Raw genomic sequence first — 21,676 nt, 5'->3', positions numbered from 1 at the left:
TGAATTGGAATGCAAATCTACGCACATTTTTCAAATCTGCAAATACATTTGAAAAAAAAATCACTTTTTTTTTCAACCGCCAGTTTTACAGCTTAAAATGAAATTAAAATATGTTAAACCTGACCAATAAATATCCAATTATCAATCTTATTCTTTAATTTCGGCAGCATTTTTAGCCCTCAAAGTTTAACTTTTATATCATAATGAATTATTCAAAAATTAATAACATCACTGGCTGGCTTTGTTTTTTTATCGCCACAACAACCTATATTCTAACCTTAGAACCTTCGGTAAGTTTCTGGGACTGTGGTGAGTTTATTGCATCTGCACTTAAAATGCAAGTTGTACATCAGCCTGGTGCCCCGTTATTTTTGATGATACAGCGATTCTTTTCTCTTTTTGCTGGCGGAGATTTAAAACAAGTAGCTTACTTTATGAATGTAGGCTCTGCAGTAGCCAGCGGAGCAACCATTTTGTTTTTATTCTGGACCATTACAGCTTTTGCCAGAAAGATGTTTGTTAAATCCGGCGAAGAGTTAACCACTGCACAACTGATTTCCGTAATGGGTGCCGGTGCAGTAGGTGCCCTGGCTTACACCTTTTCTGATAGTTTCTGGTTCTCTGCTGTAGAATCAGAGGTATATGCACTCTCTTCCCTGTTTACCGCAATAGTAGTTTGGGGAATCATGAAATGGGAAGCCAATGCTGATGAGCCACGTGCCGACCGCTGGTTATTGTTCATTGCATACATCATGGGCCTTTCTATTGGTATCCACTTACTAAACTTATTAACCATCCCCGCCATTGCCTTTGTTTATTATTTCAAAAAAACCGATAAACCTACCACATCCGGAATTTTTAAGACAGGCCTCATTGGCATCCTGATCCTCGCAGTAATTCAATATGGAATTATCCAGTATCTGGTAAGCGGCGGTGCATATTTCGACCTGTTTTTCGTCAACACACTTGGCCTCGGATTTGGAACAGGCGTGCTTGTTTTTGCCCTGCTCGTTATTGGATTGCTGGTTTGGGCCATCCGTTATTCTATACAGCACCAAAAGAAAATCTTAAACCTGGCCTTATTATCTACAGTACTTATCATTTTCGGATATGCGTCGTTTTCAATGATTGTTATTCGCGCTAAGGCCGATCCGAATCTAAATAACAGTGATCCAGACAATGCCTTTGCATTTTTGAGCTACTTAAATAGGGAACAATATGGCGACAGACCTTTATTGTTTGGTCCCAATTATAATTCAGAAAAAACAAACCTTACTGAAGGAAAAACCTTATACAGAAAAGGTGCCGAAAAATATGAAGTAGCTGGTAATAAAACCGACTATGAATACGACAGAACCACTCTGTTCCCAAGGATGTTTAGCGACGATAGCCGACACGTAGAATACTATAAAGATATGATGGGCTTTGACGACAGTCATTTCCCGGGCTTTTTTGATAACGTAGGCTGGTTAATGAAGTACCAGATCGGCAGCATGTACATGCGCTATTTCTTCTGGAATTTTGTAGGACGTCAAAATGACGATCAAGGTCAGGGCAGCATTTATGAAGGGCAATGGTTAAGTGGTATCAAGCCAATTGACGCTATCTTCCTTGGCGATCAGAAAAATCTCCCCCCAACAATAGTAGAAAGCAAAGCCTATAACCGTTTCTTCTTCCTCCCTTTAATTATCGGAATTATTGGTGCGGTATGGCACTTTAAACGCAATCAAAAGGACGCAGGAATTGTAGGATTGCTCTTTTTCTTTACCGGTATCGCCATTGTGCTGTACCTGAACCAAAAGCCTTTAGAACCTCGTGAAAGAGATTATGCTTACGTAGGATCCTTTTATGCTTTCGCCATCTGGATAGGTCTTGGTGTACTGGCTATTAAAGAATGGGTATTTAAGAAATTAAGTCCGGCACAGGGTGCCATCGGAGCCACTGTCATTTGCCTTTTCTGCGCACCGGTTATCATGGCCGCACAAGGCTGGGACGATCATGACCGTTCTACCAAAATGGTAGCGCATGATATTGCGGTAGATTACCTTCAATCTTGCGCACCAAACGCAATTCTCTTCACTTATGGTGACAATGATACTTATCCATTGTGGTATGCTCAGGAAGTAGAAAACATACGCCCTGATATTCGCCTCGTGAATCTTAGCTTATTTGATACAGATTGGTACATCAATGGAATGAAGCGGAAACAGAATGAATCTGCGCCATTACCGATTACCATGAATGAATCCCAATATGTACAAGGTGTTAGAGATGTTATGTATTACCAGGATTACAAACTGGAGGGTTCTGTAGAATTAAAAAACATTGTACAGGTATTGTTATCTGACAATGATGAAGATAAAGTCCCTTTACAAAATGGCTCAAAGGAAAACTTTATCCCAACTAAAAACTTCAAGTTAACCGTAAATCCCGCAGATGTTATTAAAACAGGAACCGTAAGTGCTGCCGATGCCTCTAAAATTGCACCAGAGCTTCTCTGGACATACAACAAAGGCTACGTAACTAAAGGCACCCTGGCTTTCTTTGATATCCTAGCTCATAACGACTGGAAGAGACCAATTTATTTTGCCAGTACAGTGCCTTCAGAGCAATTTAATGGTTTAGATAAGTATCTGTATAATGAGGGCCTGGCTTTACGCTTATTACCGCTAAAAGCAGACACCTCATCACAAAGTGCTGAGCTGCTAAATACTCCTGTACTATACAACAATGTCATGAACAAATTTGTATGGGGAAATATTAAAAATGCCAGCTATCTGGATCCACAATCCTCTGATGACATTTCTATTTTTGCCAACGTATTTAACAATACCATTTCGGGCTTGCTTAGAGAAGGCAAAATTGCAGAAGCCAAAAAAGCCGTAGACAAATATTATGAAGTCATGCCTACCCGTTTCTATGGCATGCGCTCCATGATGGGTACCTATTTTATGGCCGAGAACTTATATGTATTGGGCGAAACCGCAAGGGCAAATGCACTCATTCAGAAATCTGCTGATTTCATCCAGAAAGAATTAAGCTATCTGGCAGATGTGTCAGCAAGCAAAAACAGACTTGTAGGAGAGCAAAATGTAAGGCTTGGACTTTCATTCTTAAACCAAATGGCAAGAACCACAACAGATCAAAAGCAAGCAAAATTAGCCGAACAACTTACCAACCAGTTTAAGGCACTTGAAATGAGATTTGGCCAGTTTTACGGCCAAATGCAGGGACAGTAAATCCAAAATAGGTTATTATAAAAATGGCCCGCAACTTAAAGTTGCGGGCCATTTTTATGTATATGTTTCTTATAATGCTCCGTAGAAAAAAATTAATCTACCACTACACCCATTGCACAGAACTTGTCTATACGTGTGGCTACAAGTTTATCTGATTTTTCTTTACCTAGTATTGCCAAATCCTTAAGAATTTGAGCTTTAAGGGTTTCACCCATTACTTCAGGGTTTTGATGTGCGCCGCCAAGAGGTTCTTTGATGATACCATCAATCAATTTGTTTTTAAACATATCAGCAGAAGTGAGTTTTAAGCACTCTGCTGCTCTTTCCTTATAATCCCAGCTTCTCCATAAAATAGAAGAACATGATTCAGGAGAGATCACAGAATACCAGGTATGCTCAAGCATGTAAACCTTATCACCAATCCCGATACCCAATGCACCTCCAGATGCACCCTCACCTACTACAAAGCAAAGAATAGGAACTTTTAAAAGTGACATTTCTAAAAGGTTCCTGGCAATGGCCTCTCCCTGTCCGCGCTCTTCAGCTTCCAGACCTGGGTACGCACCCATGGTGTCAATAAATGAAATGACAGGTTTGTTAAATTTTTCGGCAAGTTTCATCAAGCGCAATGCTTTACGGTAACCCTCAGGATTTGCCATTCCAAAATTACGGTACTGACGTTCCTTGGTATTTTTACCTTTTTGATGACCGATAATCATTACCGTTTGCCCGTTAATGGTAGCAAAACCGCCAATAATCGCTTTATCATCCTTTACAGTTCTGTCCCCATGCATTTCAATAAAATCATCGCAAATCATATTGATATAATCCAGCGTCTGAGGACGCTCTGCATGGCGTGAAAGCTGAACTTCCTGCCATCCTGTTAAATTGCTATAAACGGAGGCCCTGGTAGTGGCTAGTTTTTCCTGTAATTCTGCTAAAGTAGCAGACATATCTACTTTTGTCTTATCGGCAACCTGATTGATTTTTTCAATCTGCTGTACTAATTCAGCAATAGGTTTTTCAAAATCAAATGACGTTTTTATCTGTTCCATAAGTGGGCGGTAAAAATAGGCATTTTATTTAAAACTCAGAAAGAAAAGCAATTTACTTGGTGCTTATTTCTTGCGGTCGGTAGTATAACGTACTAGCTGCTCCAGGCCCGTCCTCGCATCGCCGGGCTCAAAACTATGTAAAATATCAAATGCTTCCTGCTGATATTCTTCCATTTTCTGATTGGCATAGTACACACCATCCTTACTGTTTACGAAATCAATAATCTGCTGAATCTTAACAGGATCGTCCTGATGATTTTTTACCAGGCTAATGATCTTCTTCCTTTCTGCCTTATCTGCTTTATTTAAAGCATATATCAAAGGGAGTGTTACTTTTTTCTCTTTAATGTCTATACCAAGCGGCTTACCAACATCATCTGTACCAAAGTCAAACGTATCGTCTTTTATCTGGAAAGCAATGCCTACCTTTTCTCCAAAAAGACGCATTTTCTCAATCGTCTCTTCATCTGCACCAGCAGAAGCGGCACCACAGGCACAGCAAGAAGCAATTAGGGATGCGGTTTTTTGGCGGATAACATCAAAGTACAAAGCCTCACTGATGTCCATTCTGCGTACTTTTTCAATCTGTAGCAGTTCTCCTTCGCTCATTTGTTTAACCGCTTCAGAAACAATTTGCAACAACCTGAATTCGTTGTTATTTACAGAAAGCAATAGTCCCTTAGCCAGTAGATAATCTCCAACAAGCACGGCAATTTTGTTTTTCCATAATGCATTGATAGAAAAAAAGCCCCTGCGCTCATAGGCATTATCAACTACGTCATCATGAACCAGCGTAGCGGTATGTAACAGTTCTACAAGTGCAGCACCCCGGTGTGTAGATTCAATAATGCCCCCACATAATTTTGCCGCAAAGAATACGAACATGGGTCTGATTTGTTTACCCTTACGCTTAACAATGTAGTGCGTAATACGATCCAATAACGGTGCATCGCTGTGCATTGATGCCTTGAATTTTTCTTCAAAGACCTCAATATCTTTTGCTATTGGTTGTTTAATTTGATTTATTCCCGGCATTAAGGGTAAAAAAATGTGTTCACAAACTTAATTTAAATTTCCTTTAATATGAGCAAAAATCTGCTCCGCATGAACCCTGGAATTTTCTATGAACCATTTATGGGTATCAACACCTCCGCAAACTACACCCGCTAAATATAAACCGGGAAGGTTAGTTTCCATACTTTCAGCATCATAAGCAGGATTTCCATTAGCGTCTAGTTCCACGCCTAATTTACGCAGCATCTCAAAGTCTGGTTTGTAGCCGGTCATTGCAATTACAAAATCGTTTTCAATCTTCAGCATCCCCTTTTCCGTTTTAATACACACGGCATCTTCTTCAATTTCAGTCAATTCTGCATTAAAATAAACCTTTATCGCACCTTCCTTAATCCTGTTTTCAATATCAGGGAGTACCCAATACTTTAAATTAGGGCCAAGGCTGCCACCACGGATCACCAGCGTAACCCTGGCACCCTTCCTGTACGTTTCCAGGGCAGCGTCTATAGCCGAGTTGTTGGCCCCTACCACAACTACATCCTGAAATGCATACAAATGCGGGTCTTTATAATAGTGTGCTACCTTGGGCAAATTTTCTCCGGGTATGTCCATCATTACCGGCACATCATAAAAGCCTGTAGAAATCACTACTTTAGCTACATTATAATGCTGTCGGGAAGTTTTAACTGTAAATCGCTCATCGTCCCTCTTTTGAAGTTCTTCCACACGTTCAAAAAGACGTATGTTCAAAGAGAATTTTTCAGCAACACGCCTGTAATACTCTACGGCCTCATTACGATTCGGCTTAGGATGAATACTAACAAAAGGCACGCCCCCAATTTCCAGCTTCTGAGAAGTAGAAAAAAATGTCATAAATACCGGATAGTTATATAAACTATTCACAAGCGCTCCCTTTTCTACAATGACGTAGCTTAAACCGGCATTTGTGGCCTCTATGGCACAAGCCATCCCAATAGGTCCGGCTCCAATAATTAAAACATCGTATTCATCCATTTTACACGGTAGCTTTCATAGCCTTAGATGGACAGGCAAAGTCTGTACGCTGTAAACCTGTATCCTTTAAAGCACCATAACCACCAGCAATGTCAATTACATTTTCTACGCCTCTGGCTTTCAATATAGATGCTGCAATCATAGAACGGTAACCTCCGGCACAATGAATATAGTACGTTTTTTCAGGATTGATTTCAGTTGTCCATTCATTAATATAATCCAATGGCCTGGTCAATGTATTTTCCAAATGCTCAGCCTCATACTCGCCTGGTTTGCGAACATCCAGTGCATTTACATCAGGATTTTTATTTACAATAGCCTCAAATTCTGCTGCCGTGATAGAAGAAATTGTATCCAGGTCTTTACCTGCAGCTCTCCATGCTTCAATTCCACCCTCAAGGTAACCAATAGTAGCATCATAGCCAACACGCGCCAATCTCGTAATCGCTTCCTGTGCTTTATCGGCTTCGCCAACCAATACAATTGGCTGGGTAAGGTCGGTAATCAAAGCACCAACCCATGGCGCAAACTGTCCGTTCAAACCTATATTCACAGAAGAAGGAATAAACCCCTTTGCAAACACCTGCGGATCTCTGGTATCTAAGATCACCGCTCCAGTGTGATTTACCAGTTCCTCAAATTCCTGCGCAGCTAATGGCTTTAAACCTTTCTGATAAACCTGATCTACGCTTTCATAACCATTTTTATTAATGGCTGCATTTTTAGCAAAATATTGTGGAGGCGGCAAAATACCATCCGTCACTTCTTTGATAAATTGTTCTTTGGATGTTGCTTTCAAAGCATAGTTAACTTCTTTCTGATGACCCAGGGTATCAAAAGTCTCCTTACTCATATTTTTACCACAAGCAGAACCTGCACCATGTGCAGGATAAACAAGTACCTCATCTGGCAAGGTTAAAATTTTATTATGCAAAGAATCATATAATGTTCCCGCCATATCCTCTATGGTGAGATCGCCTTTTTGAGCCAGGTCAGGACGCCCAACATCACCAATAAATAGCGTATCTCCACTAAATATGCAGTAAGGCTTCGCATTTTCATCCAGCAATAAAAATGTAGTAGATTCTGGTGTATGCCCTGGTGTATGCAACACTTTAATGGTAAGCGCTCCAATTTTAAACTCTTCACCGTCTATGGCAATATGCGCATCAAAATTAGTTTGCGCGGTAGGGCCGTATACAATTGGTGCCCCAGATTTCTCAGACAGGTCAATATGACCAGAAACAAAGTCAGCATGAAAATGGGTTTCAAAAATATATTTGATCTTTGCTCCGTCTTTCTGTGCCTTTTTAAGATACGGATCAACTTCCCGTAAAGGGTCTATAATTGCGGCTTCGCCATTACTTTCAATATAGTAGGCGGCCTCAGCCAAACATCCGGTATAAATTTGCTCTATCTTCATTAAATGCCTTATTAAAATACAAAAATAACCTAATTAGCGGGTAACTAAAGTGATTGTGGTCATATTACAGAAGTTTTACTTATGCCGTAAGTTCTCCACGAATAGACTGGGCCATCCAGAATTTGATGTCTTCTACGGGCAAGTTCAGTCCCATAAGGTACATCAGCTTCGTTACCGTAGCTTCAAAAGTCATATCATGCCCGCTGATAACCCCCATCTGCTCTAGTTTTTTACTCGTTTCATATTTACCGAGTTCCACAGAGCCACCCATACACTGAGAAATATCTACAATAAGCTTTCCAGCATCAGCAGCCTCCTGTAAACTTTCCACAAACCATGCTGCAGTGGTGGTATTGCCAGAGCCAAATGTTTCCAGCACAATGGCGTGTACAGAAGATCTGGTAATGGCATGCACAGCCTGTGGGGTAATTCCGGGGTACAGTTTAAGCACACCGATATTTGCGTTCATATCCGTATGAACAAGCAATTGCTCTTTTGGCTGCAGTTTAATGTAATTTTTAAAAAAAGTAAGATGCACACCCGCCTCGGCAAGCTTAGGATAATTTGGCGTTCTAAACGCCTCAAACTTTTCAGAGTTATACTTAATGGCACGGTTTCCTCTAAACAACTGGTAATCGAAATAAATACAAACTTCAGGAACCATAGCTTTACCTTGCTTCTTGGTCGCCGCAATCTCAAGCGCTGTAATCAAATTCTCCTTCGCATCAGTACGTATTTCACCTATAGGCAGTTGAGAACCGGTCAACACTACAGGCTTAGAAAGGTTTTCCAGCATAAAACTCAATGCCGAAGCCGTAAAAGCCATTGTATCAGAACCATGCAAAATCACAAAACCATCAAATTCAAGATACCTCACTTCAATAATCCGTGCAAGCTTAGCCCAAATATCCGGATGCATATCAGAAGAATCCAGAATTGGATCAAAGGAATGCACTTCAAGAACGTAGTTTAAACGGTCCAATTCCGGCACATTTTGTTTAATCTGATCAAAGTCGAATGGAATTAGTGCGCCAGTTTTGGGATTATTGACCATACCGATGGTACCACCAGTATATATGATGAGTAGTTTTGTCATGAACCGCTAAACTAAAAAAATCTTTTTAGAATTCGAGGTAGTTACCCTGGCTATTTCTTCAACAGATACGCCATAGATGTCTGCCACCTTTTGCGCAATGAACACCAGGTAGCTACTTTCATTAGGCTTGCCTCTATAGGGCACAGGTGCAAGATAAGGCGAATCTGTCTCCAGCACTATATGTTCCAGCGGAATGTGTTTCAGCACATCCTCTAATCCACCATTTTTATAGGTCACTACTCCACCTATTCCAAGATAAAACCCCAATTCAATTGCTTTTAAGGCCTGATCCAGGTTACCTGTAAAACAATGCAAAATGCCACGCAATTGCTCATCTTTTTCCTGCTCCAAAACCTCAAATACCTCTGCAAATGCCTCACGACAGTGAATTACTATTGGCAAATCAAGATCTTTAGCCCACTTAATTTGCTCCTTAAATGCAGCTTTCTGAAAGTCCAGCGTAGTCTTATCCCAGTACAAGTCTATCCCAATTTCCCCAATGGCATAGATTTGCCGGTCCATTAAACTTTCGCAAATTTCATCCAATACCAGTTCATAATCTTCTTTTACATCACAGGGGTGCAGACCAGCCATAGCAAAGCAATTGTCAGGATATTTTTGCACCAGGGCATCAATTTTAGCAATTGAAGCAATATCTACATTTGGAAGAAACAAGCGCGTTACATCGCTGTCCAGACAACGTTGCATCAGTTCTGCTTGTTTTACCTCGTCAGTTTCGTAATATAAATGGGTATGTGTGTCAGTTAAAAACATATACAAAGTTAAGGAAAACAAAATTAGCTAAAGCAGAAAGCCCCATCCGAAAATCGGACAGGGCTTTCAAGTATGTTTATTTTAAAACTTACCTAGTTACCAGGAACTGCGGCAACTGGTGGCGCTGGAGGTACTAAAGCACCTGGAGCAGGCTTTTTAATGTCAGACAATTCAACTTCAAACACCAATGGAGTGTAAGGACTGATTCCGCCTTGTGGCATACCAGATGGACCATAAGCTAATTTTGAAGGGATAATCATGGTGATTTTTCCGCCTTTACCAATCAATTGTAAACCTTCATCAAATCCAGGAATTGCACGTCCTAAAGTAAATGCACGTGGACCATATTGAGCAGCAGGATTAAATTTACCTGATTCTTTAGCAACTTTAAGATCGCTCGTATCAAAAATATTTTCTTTACCATCAGATTTTTTAGTTGTCAATTTACCAGTGTAATTTACCATGATGGTATCACCCATTACTGGTTTTTGCGCAGAACCAGGTGTAGTAATCACATATTGCAAACCAGAAGCAGTGGTTACTACTTTTAAATCATTGTCAGCAATATATTTTTTAATTTTTCCATCTTCAGCATTTTTATGTCTTTCAACAGTTGCCTGGTAGTCTTTTTGGAAAAACTCCTGTGCTTTTTTCTGGAAAGTTGAATCCGCCTCGCCTTTAGCTTTTTTCAATACTTTTTCAATCTTAACGGTAAAGATCATGTACGTATCTTTTGTACCCATTGGTTTAGGCTGACCAGAATATTTGGCCATCGTATCCAGGTTCAATTTAAAAGTTGCACTATCACCTTCTCCAAACAAAGAAAGCACATCATTCATATCACCAGCATACATTTTTTTCGCTACCGGAAATACTTGTGGCTGATCTGCATCATAAGTATTGGCCATGATGGAATCTTTTTCACTTTTCTGAATGAAATTCAATTTGATGATGTCACCTTCCTGAATTTTCTCTTTTCCTTCAGATTTGTGGATGTTATATAATAACCCACCTGGTCCTTTTTTGAAGTTATTGCAAGCAGACAAACTAACTGTTGCCGCTAAAAGGATTACTAAACTCTTCTTCATTGTATTTTTTTGTGTTTTTCGTGTTATATATTGATTTCTTTTTGTTGTCTTTTTTTTATTGTAACAATTGCGTTTTGTATTCTGCCAGAATAGATTTAAACTCATTTGTGGTATCCAGCAGTGATTTTTCGGACGCGCCGCCAGCCGCATTTCTGTGGCCTCCGCCACCAAAATACTTTTTACAGATTTCATTGGCAGGAAAATCACCTGTAGAACGCAAAGATAATTTAACTTTATCACTTCGTTCTATGATAAATGCCGCAAGTTTTATTCCGTTAACGGAAAGCGCATAATTTACAATTCCTTCAGTATCGCCGGTTACAATCTGGAAATGCTTAAGCTCATCTGCAGTAACGGTGATGATGGCTGTATTGTATTCTCTTAAAATTTCAAGTTTATTGGTCAAACAATGTCCAAGAAAACGCAGGCGGTTTTCGGTGGCATTATCATACACCAATTGATGGATTTTCCAATGTTCTGCACCAAGGTCAATCAAATCAGCCCCTATTCTGTAAACCGCAGAGTTAGCTGAAGGAAAGCGGAAAGATCCCGAATCCGTCATGATGCCTGTATATAGACAAGTTGCAATGTCTTTGTTCATTGCAGCAGCGTCTTCCAGTTCATTTACTATAAAATCATACACCAACTGTGCCGCTGCACATGCATTGATACTCCAATGGCGGTAGTCGTCAAAATCTTCCGGCTCAAGATGATGGTCTATCATCAGCTTATAACCATCTGCCGCCCTGATTACTTCGCCCAATTCGTTGATTCTGCTTAGCGTATTAAAATCGAGGCAGAAAATCAGCGCAGCATCTTTAACAAGTTCGTCTGACTGCTCCTTATTGTCTGTATAAATAATGACGTCTGAGTTGTTAGGCAACCAATGTAAAAAATAAGGATAATCTGTTGGGGTAATTACCTTAACATGGTGTCCCTTTTGAATTAGATAGGCGTACAAACCTAAAGAAGATCCCATCGCATCTCCATCTGGTTTATGGTGCGTAGTGATTACGATTTTCTGCGGCGTTGCCAGCAATGATTTTAATTCAGGTAGAGTCAACATAATTTCGGCCACAAAGCTAATAATTTAATCATGAAATGAACAGCATTAAATTTGACTGGTTAATAACAGTATTTGACCACAAAAATACAGGCTTTAGAGCCGAGTATTTGTCCTTAAGCTGGTTTTTTCAGTTTAATATTTAGCTAATAATGTGTACTTTTGCAAAAAAATTCAAAAGAAACATGAGCACAAATAGAACTTTTACAATGATTAAACCTGATGCTGTTGCTAACGGACACATCGGAGCAATCATCAACGACATTACTACAGCTGGTTTTAAAATCATTGCCTTAAAGTATACACAACTAACAGAAGAAACTGCTGGTAAATTTTATGAAGTTCATAAAGAGCGTGGTTTTTATGGTGACCTGGTTAGCTTTATGTCTTCAGGACCTATTGTTGCTGCCATTCTGGAAAAAGAAAATGCAGTAGAAGATTTCAGAAAATTAATTGGCGCTACTAACCCGGCTGATGCTGCTGAAGGTACTATCCGTCAAAAATATGCTAAATCTATCGATGCTAATGCTGTGCACGGATCTGATAGCGATGAGAATGCAGAAATTGAAGGAAACTTCTTCTTCGCTGCAAACGAGCGTTTCTAGAACATACTCCAGAAATAAATGAGTACAACTCAAAAATAAGCACCCCAAAAAAGGGTGCTTATTTTTTTAATAAAATCCATAACTTTCCAGCTTAAAACAAATTCTTAATGAAATTACTTATTATCACTCTTCTAATCCCAATTAGCGCTTTTACCACAATGGCGCAAACAAAAGGTAAAACCGTAGTTAAAAAGAAAACTGTAGTGACTACTAAAAAACCTGTAGCAACTGCGTTTGCAAAAAACACCCTGGATTCTGCAAGTTATGCTTTTGGAATATCGATGGCTGAAGGCTTAAAAGAAAGAGGGCTAACCACGCTAAACTACGATTTGCTGGTTAAGGGCTTAAGAGATGTATTTACCGGCAATAAGGTGATGCTTACTTCCACTGTAGCTCAAACTTCCATCAGCAAAGCATTTACCCAGGCCAACAAATCAAAATATACCGGCAATATAGCAGAAGGCAAAGCATTTTTAGAAAGCAATAAAAAAGTAGCGGGTGTTAAAACCACAGCCAGTGGTTTACAATATATGGTCATTAAAGAAGGCAATGGCATTAAACCTAAAGCTACAGATACTGTACTTGCCCATTATAAAGGCACATTGCTTAATGGCAAACAGTTTGACAGTTCTTACGATAGAAACGAGCCCTTATCATTACCATTAAATAACGTGATTGCAGGCTGGACAGAAGGCATGCAATTGATGTCTACCGGCAGCAAATACCGCCTGTTTATTCCTTACAATTTAGCCTATGGAGAGCGTGGAGCAGGGCAAGACATTCCACCCTATAGCACCCTTGTATTTGAAATTGAACTACTTAAAGTGAACGGAAAATAATCTAAAACCATTTTCATAGTCTATTGTTGGTATAGGAAACAAAAAATTATGAAAAGATATATTCCACTCGGTATTGTAGCGTTTTTAATGACAACCCTTGCCAGTTGCTCTGTAGTTGAAAGCATTTTTAAAGCCGGCGTTTGGGCAGGTGTTATTATCGTAGTTGTAGTAATCGCCTTAATTATTTGGCTGATTAGTAAAATATTCTAACAATGGCCTGGCTACAGAAAAATAAGATCTGTGATCACTTCAGAACCGGCACGTTCATTTAATTTTTGGATGATGCCGGTTCTTACCATTAACAATTCATTTTTGATCACTGAAGATTCAATTCGCACAAACAACTTCTTATGTGCAATATAGATTTGTGTGGTACGGTTGGCTATCGCTTTACCCATAATATCAGGCCACATGGCCACAATACCTGTCTCATCAAATTTACCACGCAACCTGTATACAGATAGCATTTTAGTGATGCCCTCCTTAAGGGTAATGTCATTTGGCTTACGCATGCTTTACTACTCCGTTATCTACTTCAAAGATAGTTACTGGAACCTGTATTTTATCAAAAATATTCAATACCCGCTCCTTGCCCGTATCTGTAATGAAGATTTGACCAAAGTCATGATGAGATACCATCTCCATAAGCTTATGCATCCTGTGGTCGTCTAGTTTATCAAAGATGTCATCCAGAAGCAACAAGGGCTTAAATCCCTTATATTTTTGCAGGTAAGCATATTGGGCAAGCTTTAGGGCAATTAAAAAAGATTTTTGCTGTCCTTGTGAGCCAAATTTTTTCAATGGCATATCCTGAATACTAAAAATAAGGTCATCTTTATGAATTCCCATTGTTGTTCGCTCCAGAACCTTATCTTTTTCTACTGACTGTAAAAGCAGGTCACCGAAATTATGGTCGTTTAACTGGGATAAATACGATAAAGCCACCTCTTCTTTGTCATCAGTCAAAAAGCGATAATATTGATTAAAAAGAGGAATAAATTCCTGCATAAAAAGTTTTCTCTTCTCGTAGATCCTATTTCCCGAAAGCTCCAGTTGCTCATCAAAAATCTGTAACAAAGCCGGGTCGTACCTTCTTGTTAAGGCAATTTGCTTTAACAATGCATTTCTGTTCAACAGGTGTTTATTGTAGGCAATCAGTTCATCAAGATACTGCGCATTGGTTTGGGAAATCACATTATCCATAAAACGGCGACGCTCTTCACTCCCATCCATAATGATGTTTACATCATATGGCGAAATCATAACCAGTGGAAACAAACCAATATGACTGGCAAGCTTATCATATTCTTTTTTATTTCGCTTAAACTGCTTTTTTTGGTTCCGCTTTACTCCACAGGTAATCTTCTCATTTTTCTCTTTCCTGTCAAAATCTCCCTGAATTAAAAAAATATCCTCTCCTGATTTGATTTGCTGCGTATCTATCGGATTAAAATATCCTTTACACAAACAAAGATAATGTATGGCATCAAGCAGGTTCGTTTTCCCTGCTCCATTATTTCCAACAAATGCATTTACAGCCTTAGAAAAACGCAAATCAGCATCCGTATAGTTCTTAAAGTTAAGGAGGGTAATGTTTTTTAACCACATAGTGAAGCCTCAAAGTTACCGTTTAGCTTCGTTAATTCATACCCAATCTGTTAAACTCGAATTAAATAACGTTATAGGGGTTGATTCTTTGACTGAAAAATGTATTTTTGCAATCCTTAATTTTTTTAAAAAAAATGTCTACAACACAAGAAGAAATAGTTCATCCTGCAAAAAAAGGTTCCTTTTTATTGGAAAATTCTAAAAGCCTATTGTTTATTGCAGGTGCAATCGTGGTATTAATTGCTGTTTACGTATGGTACCAAAACGTATATTTAAAAGACAGAGCGCTTGAAGCCTCTGCAAAAATGTACAAAGCAGAGCAATACGTTGGTGTTGATTCTTTAGCTACAAAAGCAATAAACGGAGAAATTAAAGGCGCTAATGGAGCTGAAGGTTTTACCGGCCTTGAAAAAATTGCTGATGAATATGCAAATACAAAATCTGCAAACCTTGCCAATTTATACCTGGGTGGTATTTACCTGCGTAAAGGCGAGTATAAAAAAGCGGCTGAAGCATTAGGTAAATATTCAGAAACTGGCAGCCCTGTTGCAGACCCACTTGCTTTAGGTCTTTTGGGTGATGCTTATAGTGAGCTTAAAGATTATAGCCAGGCTGCAACCTATTATAAAAAAGCGGCAGACAAGGCCAGCAATAAATTTACTTCACCAATGTTCCTTAAAAAACTTGGTCTTGTATATGAGCAGCAAAAAGATTTTAAAGCTGCAGAAGAAGCTTATACAAAAATTAAAAGTCAGTATCCTGAAAGTCAGGAAGCTGCTATGATTGACGAATATACTGCACGTGTTAGTGCACAGTTGAATAAATAATAAAAAATTTAAAACGATATAAAGGTTAGCTGTGGCTAGCCTTTTTTTATATCCTATCTCTATCTTTGCTTATGGCCTCACAACTTAAAAACCTGTCTGACTTTTCTCATACCACAGTTCCTGCGGCAAATAACTATAAATTTGCAATTGCAGTAGCAGAATGGAATGCAGAAATTACCGGGAGTTTATACAACGGTGCACTTGCTACACTTTTAAAACATGGCGTGACTGAAGAAAACATCATTTCTGTTGCTGTACCGGGAAGTTTTGAACTTACAGCTGCCGCAGAAATCCTGCTAAACAAACATGCAGACCTTGATGGCGTGATTTGCCTGGGCTGCGTGATACAGGGCGACACGAAACATTTTGATTTTATATGCGATGCTGTTGCCCAAGGGCTCACTAATGTAGGCATTAAGCATGGTAAGGCTGTTATATTTGGCGTATTGACCACCAATGATCAACAACAAGCTATTGACAGAGCAGGTGGCAAGCATGGCAACAAAGGTGATGAAGCTGCCATCACTGCTATAAAAATGGCACACTTAAAAGCTACACTATAACAAAACTTGCATCCTGTTGTTTAACATTGTAAATTAGTAGTCAAATAAATAAGTTAAATTATGAAAAAGGTAGCTATTTTATTGCTTGGCGTGTTTTTTGCCACTACCGTTTTAGAAGCTTGCTCTAATCGAATATGCCCAGCTTACAGTTCGTACCCTGAAGGCAGAAAAAGAAGAGGGTAATCGCACTAAAACAAAAAATTAAAGTATGCAATGGACAAATATAACTGATATTAATCAGATCAGCGAAATACAAAAGGCAGAAGGATTTAGCCTGATTTTTAAACACAGTACACGTTGTTCTGTGAGTATGATGGCTAAAAAGCGTTTTGAAAAAGACTGGGAAGTTATTCCAAAAGATACTACTTTATATTTTTTAGATTTAATCAGCTACCGCAACATTTCTGCGCAAATAGCTGAAACTTTTCAGGTGCACCATGAATCTCCGCAAATTTTGCTCATCAAAAATGGAGATTGTATTTTGGATGCTTCTCACAGCGAAATTTCGGCTGATGAAGTTGCCGAGGTAATTAGTAATTAAACGTCACCGTTTTCTTAATATCGGGGTGCAGGCTGTAATATACCGGACAGGTTAAAGCAGAACGCTCAATAATGGTCTTTACTTTATCGGAGTAGTCATTTTCAGGAAATTGAAAGTCTGCAATAATTTCTGCAACTCTTCTGGGCCCCTCAGCTGCCATCACCTTTGTGATTGCAATTGTAGTACCTTCTATGTCAAAACCATGCTCATTTGCTGCAATCCCTATAATGGTGAGCATACAATTACCCAATGAAGTTGCCATAAGATCTGTAGGTGAAAATGCCTCACCCTTACCCTTATTGTCAATAGGTGCATCAGTTATGATTTCTATACCAGATCGCTTGTGAACAGCGCTTGTCCGTAAGCCACCGTTGTATGTAATTTTTGAAGTTGCCATATTATTATCTTATACTGCAAGATTACCACTATTTTTATAACCTTACAATAGTTAAACACAGTATGCAAACAGTTAAATGGGGTATCATCGGCTGCGGAGACGTAACAGAAGTCAAAAGTGGGCCCGCTTTCAATAAAATACCCAATTCCTCTCTGGTAGCCGTAATGAGAAGAGATGCTGAGAAAGCAGAAGATTATGCACGCAGGCATAAGGTACCAAAATGGTATAACGATGCCGCGCAGCTCATCAATGACCCCGAGGTAAATGCCATTTATATTGCCACACCACCATCCAGCCATGAAGCCTACACGCTAATGGCAATGCAGGCAGGTAAACCCGTATATGTAGAGAAACCGATGACTCTTGATGCCCAATCCGCAAAAAGGATGAAAGATGCGGCAGCATTACACAATGTTAAACTCAGCATTGCGCATTACCGCAGGGCACAACCAATGTTTCTTAAGGTTAAGTCTCTTCTGGAAGATAAAGCCATTGGACAGGTTGGTCTTGTAAGGCTCCAAATGCTGCAGCCTAAAAACACAGATCTTATTGCCAGTTCAGCAACAAACTGGCGGGTAGATCCCAAAGTATCCGGCGGAGGGCTATTTCATGATCTCGCACCCCATCAGCTAGATCTCATGGTCTATTATTTCGGTAACATTATCAAATCATCTGGCATCGCTGTGCAGCAGAATAAACACGCTGCGGCGGCTGATACGGTAACCGGCTACATCCAATTTGAAAATGAGGTGGTTTTCAATGGTACCTGGGCTTTCAATGTAGCCGATTCACAGCAACTTGACCTTTGTGAAATCTTAGGCTCAAAAGGAAAAATAAGCTTTCCTGCATTTGGCAGCAAGATCTTACTGGAAATTGAAGGAACAATTGAAGAGCATAGCTTTGAAGTCTTGCCACATGTTCAACAGCCTATGATTGCCAAAGTAGTAGACTATTTTTTAGGCAAAGGAGAAAACCCCTGTAGTGCTGAAGATGCTCTTCCAACAATGGAGCTGCTGGATACTTTTACGCAAGAGGTTTAATCAATACCGTATCGGGGCACAGTTTATGTGTAAAATGTAATACTTTATAAAAGCGCCTCCTACATCACAAACGAATTTAGTCAAATGAAAATTGAAACAAGAAAACTGACGCTGGAAGATTATAGCGATCTTAAAGAATCAATGGAACAAGCTTACGATACCTTAGGAGGATCAATTTGGAGCAGGCAAACTATTGCTAAACTTTTAACGCTTTTTCCCGAAGGTCAGCTGTGTATAGCAGTAGATGACAAAGTGGTGGCCTGTTCTTTGGCTATTATTGTGGATTATGACGAGTATGGTGATAAACATACGTACCAAATGATTACCGGCGGCTACACTTTTTCTACCCATGATCCAAACGGGGACACTTTATATGGCATTGAAATTTTCGTCTCTCCCGATTACAGAGGCTTGCGTTTAGGCCGAAGATTGTATGAAGCACGTAAAGAGCTTTGCGAAAGTCTGAACCTTAAAAGCATCATTGCAGGAGGAAGAATCCCAGGTTATCATCAACACGCTGATAAGCTAAGCCCAAGGCAGTATATTGATAAGGTAAAGGCTAAAGAACTTTACGACCCTACTCTTACCTTTCAGATTTCAAATGATTTTCACGTTCGAAAAGTATTAAAAAATTACCTGCCGGGCGACCATGAGTCTAAAGAATTTGCAACTTTAATTGAGTGGAACAACATCTATTACCAGGGAGTAGATGCTTCTGCGCGTTCTGCGAAAACAATAAGGATAGGCCTGGTACAATGGCAAATGCGCTTATTCCCGGACATGGAAAGCTTTTACGAGCAGGTAGAATTTTTTGTGGATGCCGTTAGTGGCTACAAGTCAGACTTTATCATGTTCCCTGAATTTTTCAACACACCACTTTTACAGCCATACAACCACCTTCCTGAAATGGAAGCCATGCGAAAGTTATCAGAACTTACCGCAGAGATTGTAGAGAAAATTCAGGCTTATGCTGTTTCTTACAACGTAAACATCATTTCAGGGAGTATGCCCATTCTTGAAAATAATAAATTATACAATGCCACTTACCTATGCCACCGCAGCGGCAAAACTGAAGAGTACCGCAAGATCCATATTACACCCAATGAGCAAAAATATTATGGAATGGTTGGTGGCGATAAGATCAGGGTATTTGACACCGACTGTGGAAAGATTGGAATTTTAATTTGCTACGATGTTGAGTTTCCTGAGCTGAGTAGAATCTACGCAGATCAGGGTATGCAAATCTTGTTTGTGCCATTTCTTACAGATACGCAAAATGGATATACCAGGGTGCGCAGGTGTGCACAGGCAAGAGCCATTGAAAACGAATGTTATGTAGCCATTGCAGGCTGTGTAGGCAATTTACCAAAGGTAAACAACATGGACATCCAGTTTGCTCAATCTGCCGTATTTACGCCTTCAGATTTCGCTTTTCCTACCAATGCCGTTAAAGCGGAAACCACACCAAACACAGAAATGATGCTGGTAGTAGATGTAGACTTGCATTTGTTAGATGAACTGCACCATTTTGGCACCGTAAAGATTTTAAAAGACCGCCGCAAAGACCTGTATGAAGTAAGGCTGCTGAAGTAGCATGCTCAGGACTAGGGTTGATGCTATGCTTTTAAACCTGCATAACCAAACCATCAAAACAAATCGCTACCCATAAAAAAAACCGGCTGGAAATATACATCCGGCCGGTTTTTTTGGCTAAAAATTAATATGCTCAGAGGAGACCTGGGCGCTGTTTGCGCTTTTCGCGCCTAACAGATGCCAGACTCCGAAGAGTCATGTTAATTTTTCTACCAGAATTTAACGTACAGCACAGTAATCAACATCAGCGTTAATACAATCAGTGCCATTGTTGAAGGTTTTACCTTAAACATCGCTGTGTCCAGTTCAAATGCCTTAGGGTTTACTTTTGGTCCTGCCATACTTATCGCAATCATGATGATCATAGTAAATGCAAATGACAGCCCCATACATATGTGGAAAGGAATTTCAAATGCACCTTTACCATTCGGATAGGCGGTATAAATCAATGTATCGTTACCCAATATTGTTGGTGCAAATTCGTTAAAGAATACAGACAATAAAAAGCCGGATATCACACCTACAATGGCCGCAGTACCGGTAGTTCTTTTCCAGAACATCCCCAATACAAACATCGCAAATACACCCGGACTAATAAATCCTGTATATTTTTGAATAAAGGTAAAACCACCTTCTCCGCCAATCCCAAGCAAATCGTTCCAGGTAAACAATACCGCAAGAATCATTGCCGAGAAAACTGTTGCCCTGCCTATAAAAAGAAGGCTTGACTCGTCAGAACCCTTTTTAAAGTATTTTGCATAAATATCCAATGTAAAAATCGTAGAGATACTGTTTACCTTACCAGCAAGAGAAGCCACAATGGCAGCCGTAAGCGCCGCTACAGACAAACCTTTAAGTCCAGTAGGAAGAAAGGTTAGCATGGCCGAATAAGCACCATCTTTACCACCTACAAGCTGCGGCAAATAACCTCCTTTGTACAAGACAAAAGCAGCGATACCAGGAAGCATTACAATCAAAGGCATCATTAGCTTTAACAAGCCTGCAAACAGGATTCCTGTTCTTGCAGTGTGCAAATCTGCACCAAGTGCCCTTTGCGTAATGTACTGGTTACATCCCCAGTAATTCAGGTTAATAATCCAGATACCGGCAGCATAAGAAGCCAAACCAGGGAAGGTAAGATACTTACTAATCTCATTTTGAGTAGAGGTAGCATTAGGCCTTGGAATAATCATTTTAAAGTGTTCTGGTGCCTGATCCATTAAAACCTGGAAACCAGCGAGTGCATTGCTGCCTACCCCAAATTTCTCCCCTACTACCGTTAAGGCAATATAAGTAGTCATCAGTCCACCTAAAATTAATACCGCAACCTGGATAACATCGGTATATGCCACTACTTTCATCCCTCCCAGAGAGATCAGCAAGGCAAAAACCGCAAGTCCAATCATAATTACATGCAGGTATTCTCCTCCTGTTAAGCCGTTAATCGCTACCGCTCCAAGATATAAAATAGAGGTAAGGTTCACAAATACATATAAGAATAGCCAAAATATAGCCATAATTAATGCAGTAGACTCATTATACCGCGTTTGTAAAAACTGCGGCATGGTATAAATCTTATTTTTCAGGTAAACCGGAATAAACCATACGGCCACAATGATCAGGGCAATCGCAGCAATCCATTCATAGGCGGCTACCGCAATCCCCAGAAAAAAGCCTTCACCGCTCATTCCAATAAATTGTTCAGCAGAAATATTGGAAGCAATTAACGATGCACCAATTGCCCACCAGGTTAAAGTACCCTCGGCCAGGAAAAATGCTTTGGCATCCTGCTCATCTCTTTTACGCTTGTAGTAAATAGAGTAGCCGTAGCCAGCAACCACGATAAAATAAATGATAAAAACTATATAATCTATAGTCGACAAACTGTTGTTCATAT

At 39.7% G+C, this 21,676-nt stretch carries 21 protein-coding genes; 9 read left to right on the top strand and 12 right to left on the bottom strand.

Going from position 1 to position 21,676, the window contains the following annotated elements:
• Positions 1-203: 203 nt before the first annotated feature.
• Positions 204-3,239 (top strand): DUF2723 domain-containing protein, encoded by a 3,036-nt coding sequence (locus tag LPB86_RS07035; protein WP_230642062.1) that lies wholly within the window; start codon positions 204-206, stop codon positions 3,237-3,239.
• A 92-nt stretch (positions 3,240-3,331) separates the two neighbouring features.
• Here the strand turns inward: LPB86_RS07035 and LPB86_RS07030 are convergent, their stop codons facing one another.
• The 8 genes from LPB86_RS07030 to LPB86_RS06995 form a co-directional block, all read right to left on the bottom strand.
• Positions 3,332-4,294, bottom strand: coding sequence for an acetyl-CoA carboxylase carboxyltransferase subunit alpha (locus LPB86_RS07030; protein ID WP_230642061.1), 963 nt, complete (start codon positions 4,292-4,294; stop codon positions 3,332-3,334).
• A 63-nt stretch (positions 4,295-4,357) separates the two neighbouring features.
• Positions 4,358-5,329 carry a polyprenyl synthetase family protein gene (locus LPB86_RS07025; RefSeq protein ID WP_230642060.1) on the bottom strand — a complete coding sequence of 324 codons (972 nt, stop codon included), beginning with the start codon at positions 5,327-5,329 and terminating at the stop codon, positions 4,358-4,360.
• 27 nt (positions 5,330-5,356) lie between these two features.
• Complete coding sequence (locus LPB86_RS07020; RefSeq protein WP_230642059.1) at positions 5,357-6,322, bottom strand: YpdA family putative bacillithiol disulfide reductase; 966 nt, start codon at positions 6,320-6,322, stop codon at positions 5,357-5,359.
• 1 nt (position 6,323) lies between these two features.
• The gene (locus LPB86_RS07015; RefSeq protein WP_230642058.1) at positions 6,324-7,745 is read right to left on the bottom strand and encodes a rhodanese-like domain-containing protein; all 1,422 of its coding nucleotides are present in this window, start codon (positions 7,743-7,745) and stop codon (positions 6,324-6,326) included.
• A gap of 79 nt (positions 7,746-7,824) precedes the next feature.
• Positions 7,825-8,841, bottom strand: coding sequence for an asparaginase (locus LPB86_RS07010; protein ID WP_230642057.1), 1,017 nt, complete (start codon positions 8,839-8,841; stop codon positions 7,825-7,827).
• Positions 8,842-8,847: 6 nt separating this feature from the next.
• Positions 8,848-9,615 carry a TatD family hydrolase gene (locus LPB86_RS07005; RefSeq protein WP_230642056.1) on the bottom strand — a complete coding sequence of 256 codons (768 nt, stop codon included), beginning with the start codon at positions 9,613-9,615 and terminating at the stop codon, positions 8,848-8,850.
• Positions 9,616-9,707: 92 nt separating this feature from the next.
• Complete coding sequence (locus LPB86_RS07000) at positions 9,708-10,703, bottom strand: FKBP-type peptidyl-prolyl cis-trans isomerase (protein ID WP_230642055.1); 996 nt, start codon at positions 10,701-10,703, stop codon at positions 9,708-9,710.
• A 55-nt stretch (positions 10,704-10,758) separates the two neighbouring features.
• The gene (locus LPB86_RS06995) at positions 10,759-11,769 is read right to left on the bottom strand and encodes a bifunctional oligoribonuclease/PAP phosphatase NrnA (RefSeq protein ID WP_230642054.1); all 1,011 of its coding nucleotides are present in this window, start codon (positions 11,767-11,769) and stop codon (positions 10,759-10,761) included.
• 182 nt (positions 11,770-11,951) lie between these two features.
• On the opposite strand from LPB86_RS06995, the gene LPB86_RS06990 reads away from it, so the two are divergent.
• From LPB86_RS06990 to LPB86_RS06980, 3 genes are all read left to right on the top strand, one after another.
• The gene (locus LPB86_RS06990; protein ID WP_230642053.1) at positions 11,952-12,371 is read left to right on the top strand and encodes a nucleoside-diphosphate kinase; all 420 of its coding nucleotides are present in this window, start codon (positions 11,952-11,954) and stop codon (positions 12,369-12,371) included.
• Positions 12,372-12,478: 107 nt separating this feature from the next.
• Positions 12,479-13,210, top strand: a complete 732-nt coding sequence (locus LPB86_RS06985; RefSeq protein WP_230642052.1) for an FKBP-type peptidyl-prolyl cis-trans isomerase — start codon at positions 12,479-12,481, stop codon at positions 13,208-13,210.
• Between the two features lie 48 nt (positions 13,211-13,258).
• The gene (locus LPB86_RS06980; protein ID WP_230642051.1) at positions 13,259-13,420 is read left to right on the top strand and encodes a hypothetical protein; all 162 of its coding nucleotides are present in this window, start codon (positions 13,259-13,261) and stop codon (positions 13,418-13,420) included.
• Between the two features lie 11 nt (positions 13,421-13,431).
• Here LPB86_RS06980 and LPB86_RS06975 read toward each other — a convergent pair whose 3' ends face one another.
• Both LPB86_RS06975 and LPB86_RS06970 read right to left on the bottom strand, forming a co-directional pair.
• Positions 13,432-13,722, bottom strand: coding sequence for a DUF721 domain-containing protein (locus LPB86_RS06975; RefSeq protein ID WP_230642050.1), 291 nt, complete (start codon positions 13,720-13,722; stop codon positions 13,432-13,434).
• Positions 13,715-14,818, bottom strand: a complete 1,104-nt coding sequence (locus LPB86_RS06970) for a DNA replication/repair protein RecF (protein WP_230642049.1) — start codon at positions 14,816-14,818, stop codon at positions 13,715-13,717. Before LPB86_RS06970 ends, LPB86_RS06975 begins: the two co-directional genes overlap by 8 nt.
• A gap of 134 nt (positions 14,819-14,952) precedes the next feature.
• Between LPB86_RS06970 and LPB86_RS06965 the strand changes: the two genes are divergently transcribed.
• The 3 genes from LPB86_RS06965 to ytxJ all read left to right on the top strand — a co-directional run bounded on the left by LPB86_RS06965 (position 14,953) and on the right by ytxJ (position 16,749).
• Positions 14,953-15,645, top strand: coding sequence for a tetratricopeptide repeat protein (locus tag LPB86_RS06965; RefSeq protein WP_230642048.1), 693 nt, complete (start codon positions 14,953-14,955; stop codon positions 15,643-15,645).
• Between the two features lie 71 nt (positions 15,646-15,716).
• On the top strand, positions 15,717-16,208 hold the full coding sequence (gene ribH / locus LPB86_RS06960; protein ID WP_230642047.1) for a 6,7-dimethyl-8-ribityllumazine synthase: 492 nt from the start codon (positions 15,717-15,719) through the stop codon (positions 16,206-16,208).
• Positions 16,209-16,416: 208 nt separating this feature from the next.
• Complete coding sequence (gene ytxJ / locus LPB86_RS06955) at positions 16,417-16,749, top strand: bacillithiol system redox-active protein YtxJ (protein WP_230642046.1); 333 nt, start codon at positions 16,417-16,419, stop codon at positions 16,747-16,749.
• Here ytxJ and LPB86_RS06950 read toward each other — a convergent pair.
• Entirely contained in the window at positions 16,739-17,146 is a 408-nt protein-coding gene (locus tag LPB86_RS06950) for an OsmC family protein (RefSeq protein ID WP_230642045.1), read from the bottom strand. The two genes, ytxJ and LPB86_RS06950, sit on opposite strands and share 11 nt — an antisense overlap.
• Positions 17,147-17,208: 62 nt before the next feature.
• Between LPB86_RS06950 and LPB86_RS06945 the strand changes: the two genes are divergently transcribed.
• Together LPB86_RS06945 and LPB86_RS06940 are read left to right on the top strand one after the other, a co-directional pair.
• Complete coding sequence (locus tag LPB86_RS06945) at positions 17,209-18,186, top strand: Gfo/Idh/MocA family protein (RefSeq protein WP_230642044.1); 978 nt, start codon at positions 17,209-17,211, stop codon at positions 18,184-18,186.
• A gap of 84 nt (positions 18,187-18,270) precedes the next feature.
• Positions 18,271-19,779 (top strand): carbon-nitrogen hydrolase family protein, encoded by a 1,509-nt coding sequence (locus LPB86_RS06940; protein WP_230642043.1) that lies wholly within the window; start codon positions 18,271-18,273, stop codon positions 19,777-19,779.
• 209 nt (positions 19,780-19,988) lie between these two features.
• Here LPB86_RS06940 and LPB86_RS06935 read toward each other — a convergent pair whose 3' ends face one another.
• Positions 19,989-21,674, bottom strand: a complete 1,686-nt coding sequence (locus tag LPB86_RS06935; protein ID WP_230642042.1) for a sodium/solute symporter — start codon at positions 21,672-21,674, stop codon at positions 19,989-19,991.
• Positions 21,675-21,676: the final 2 nt, after the last annotated feature.

The sequence above is a fragment of the Pedobacter sp. MC2016-14 genome, from assembly GCF_020991475.1.
Classification (GTDB): domain Bacteria; phylum Bacteroidota; class Bacteroidia; order Sphingobacteriales; family Sphingobacteriaceae; genus Pedobacter.
Note: the sequence above shows the minus strand (reverse complement) of the source record. Positions and strands in the feature narration are given on the sequence as shown.

What these genes read in the sequence shown, in the direction of transcription:
- LPB86_RS06990 (WP_230642053.1), top strand. Translation starts at nt 11,952, where the DNA reads ATGAGCACAAATAGAACTTTTACAATGATTAAACCTGATGCTGTTGCT.
- LPB86_RS06945 (WP_230642044.1), top strand. Translation starts at nt 17,209, where the DNA reads ATGCAAACAGTTAAATGGGGTATCATCGGCTGCGGAGACGTAACAGAA.
- LPB86_RS06985 (WP_230642052.1), top strand. Translation starts at nt 12,479, where the DNA reads ATGAAATTACTTATTATCACTCTTCTAATCCCAATTAGCGCTTTTACC.
- LPB86_RS06980 (WP_230642051.1), top strand. Translation starts at nt 13,259, where the DNA reads ATGAAAAGATATATTCCACTCGGTATTGTAGCGTTTTTAATGACAACC.
- LPB86_RS07025 (WP_230642060.1), bottom strand. Translation starts at nt 5,329, where the DNA reads ATGCCGGGAATAAATCAAATTAAACAACCAATAGCAAAAGATATTGAG.
- LPB86_RS06940 (WP_230642043.1), top strand. Translation starts at nt 18,271, where the DNA reads ATGAAAATTGAAACAAGAAAACTGACGCTGGAAGATTATAGCGATCTT.
- LPB86_RS06950 (WP_230642045.1), bottom strand. Translation starts at nt 17,146, where the DNA reads ATGGCAACTTCAAAAATTACATACAACGGTGGCTTACGGACAAGCGCT.
- LPB86_RS07030 (WP_230642061.1), bottom strand. Translation starts at nt 4,294, where the DNA reads ATGGAACAGATAAAAACGTCATTTGATTTTGAAAAACCTATTGCTGAA.
- LPB86_RS06970 (WP_230642049.1), bottom strand. Translation starts at nt 14,818, where the DNA reads ATGTGGTTAAAAAACATTACCCTCCTTAACTTTAAGAACTATACGGAT.
- LPB86_RS07005 (WP_230642056.1), bottom strand. Translation starts at nt 9,615, where the DNA reads ATGTTTTTAACTGACACACATACCCATTTATATTACGAAACTGACGAG.
- LPB86_RS07015 (WP_230642058.1), bottom strand. Translation starts at nt 7,745, where the DNA reads ATGAAGATAGAGCAAATTTATACCGGATGTTTGGCTGAGGCCGCCTAC.
- LPB86_RS07010 (WP_230642057.1), bottom strand. Translation starts at nt 8,841, where the DNA reads ATGACAAAACTACTCATCATATATACTGGTGGTACCATCGGTATGGTC.
- LPB86_RS06935 (WP_230642042.1), bottom strand. Translation starts at nt 21,674, where the DNA reads ATGAACAACAGTTTGTCGACTATAGATTATATAGTTTTTATCATTTAT.
- LPB86_RS06965 (WP_230642048.1), top strand. Translation starts at nt 14,953, where the DNA reads ATGTCTACAACACAAGAAGAAATAGTTCATCCTGCAAAAAAAGGTTCC.
- ytxJ (WP_230642046.1), top strand. Translation starts at nt 16,417, where the DNA reads ATGCAATGGACAAATATAACTGATATTAATCAGATCAGCGAAATACAA.
- LPB86_RS07035 (WP_230642062.1), top strand. Translation starts at nt 204, where the DNA reads ATGAATTATTCAAAAATTAATAACATCACTGGCTGGCTTTGTTTTTTT.
- LPB86_RS06995 (WP_230642054.1), bottom strand. Translation starts at nt 11,769, where the DNA reads ATGTTGACTCTACCTGAATTAAAATCATTGCTGGCAACGCCGCAGAAA.
- LPB86_RS07000 (WP_230642055.1), bottom strand. Translation starts at nt 10,703, where the DNA reads ATGAAGAAGAGTTTAGTAATCCTTTTAGCGGCAACAGTTAGTTTGTCT.
- ribH (WP_230642047.1), top strand. Translation starts at nt 15,717, where the DNA reads ATGGCCTCACAACTTAAAAACCTGTCTGACTTTTCTCATACCACAGTT.
- LPB86_RS07020 (WP_230642059.1), bottom strand. Translation starts at nt 6,322, where the DNA reads ATGGATGAATACGATGTTTTAATTATTGGAGCCGGACCTATTGGGATG.
- LPB86_RS06975 (WP_230642050.1), bottom strand. Translation starts at nt 13,722, where the DNA reads ATGCGTAAGCCAAATGACATTACCCTTAAGGAGGGCATCACTAAAATG.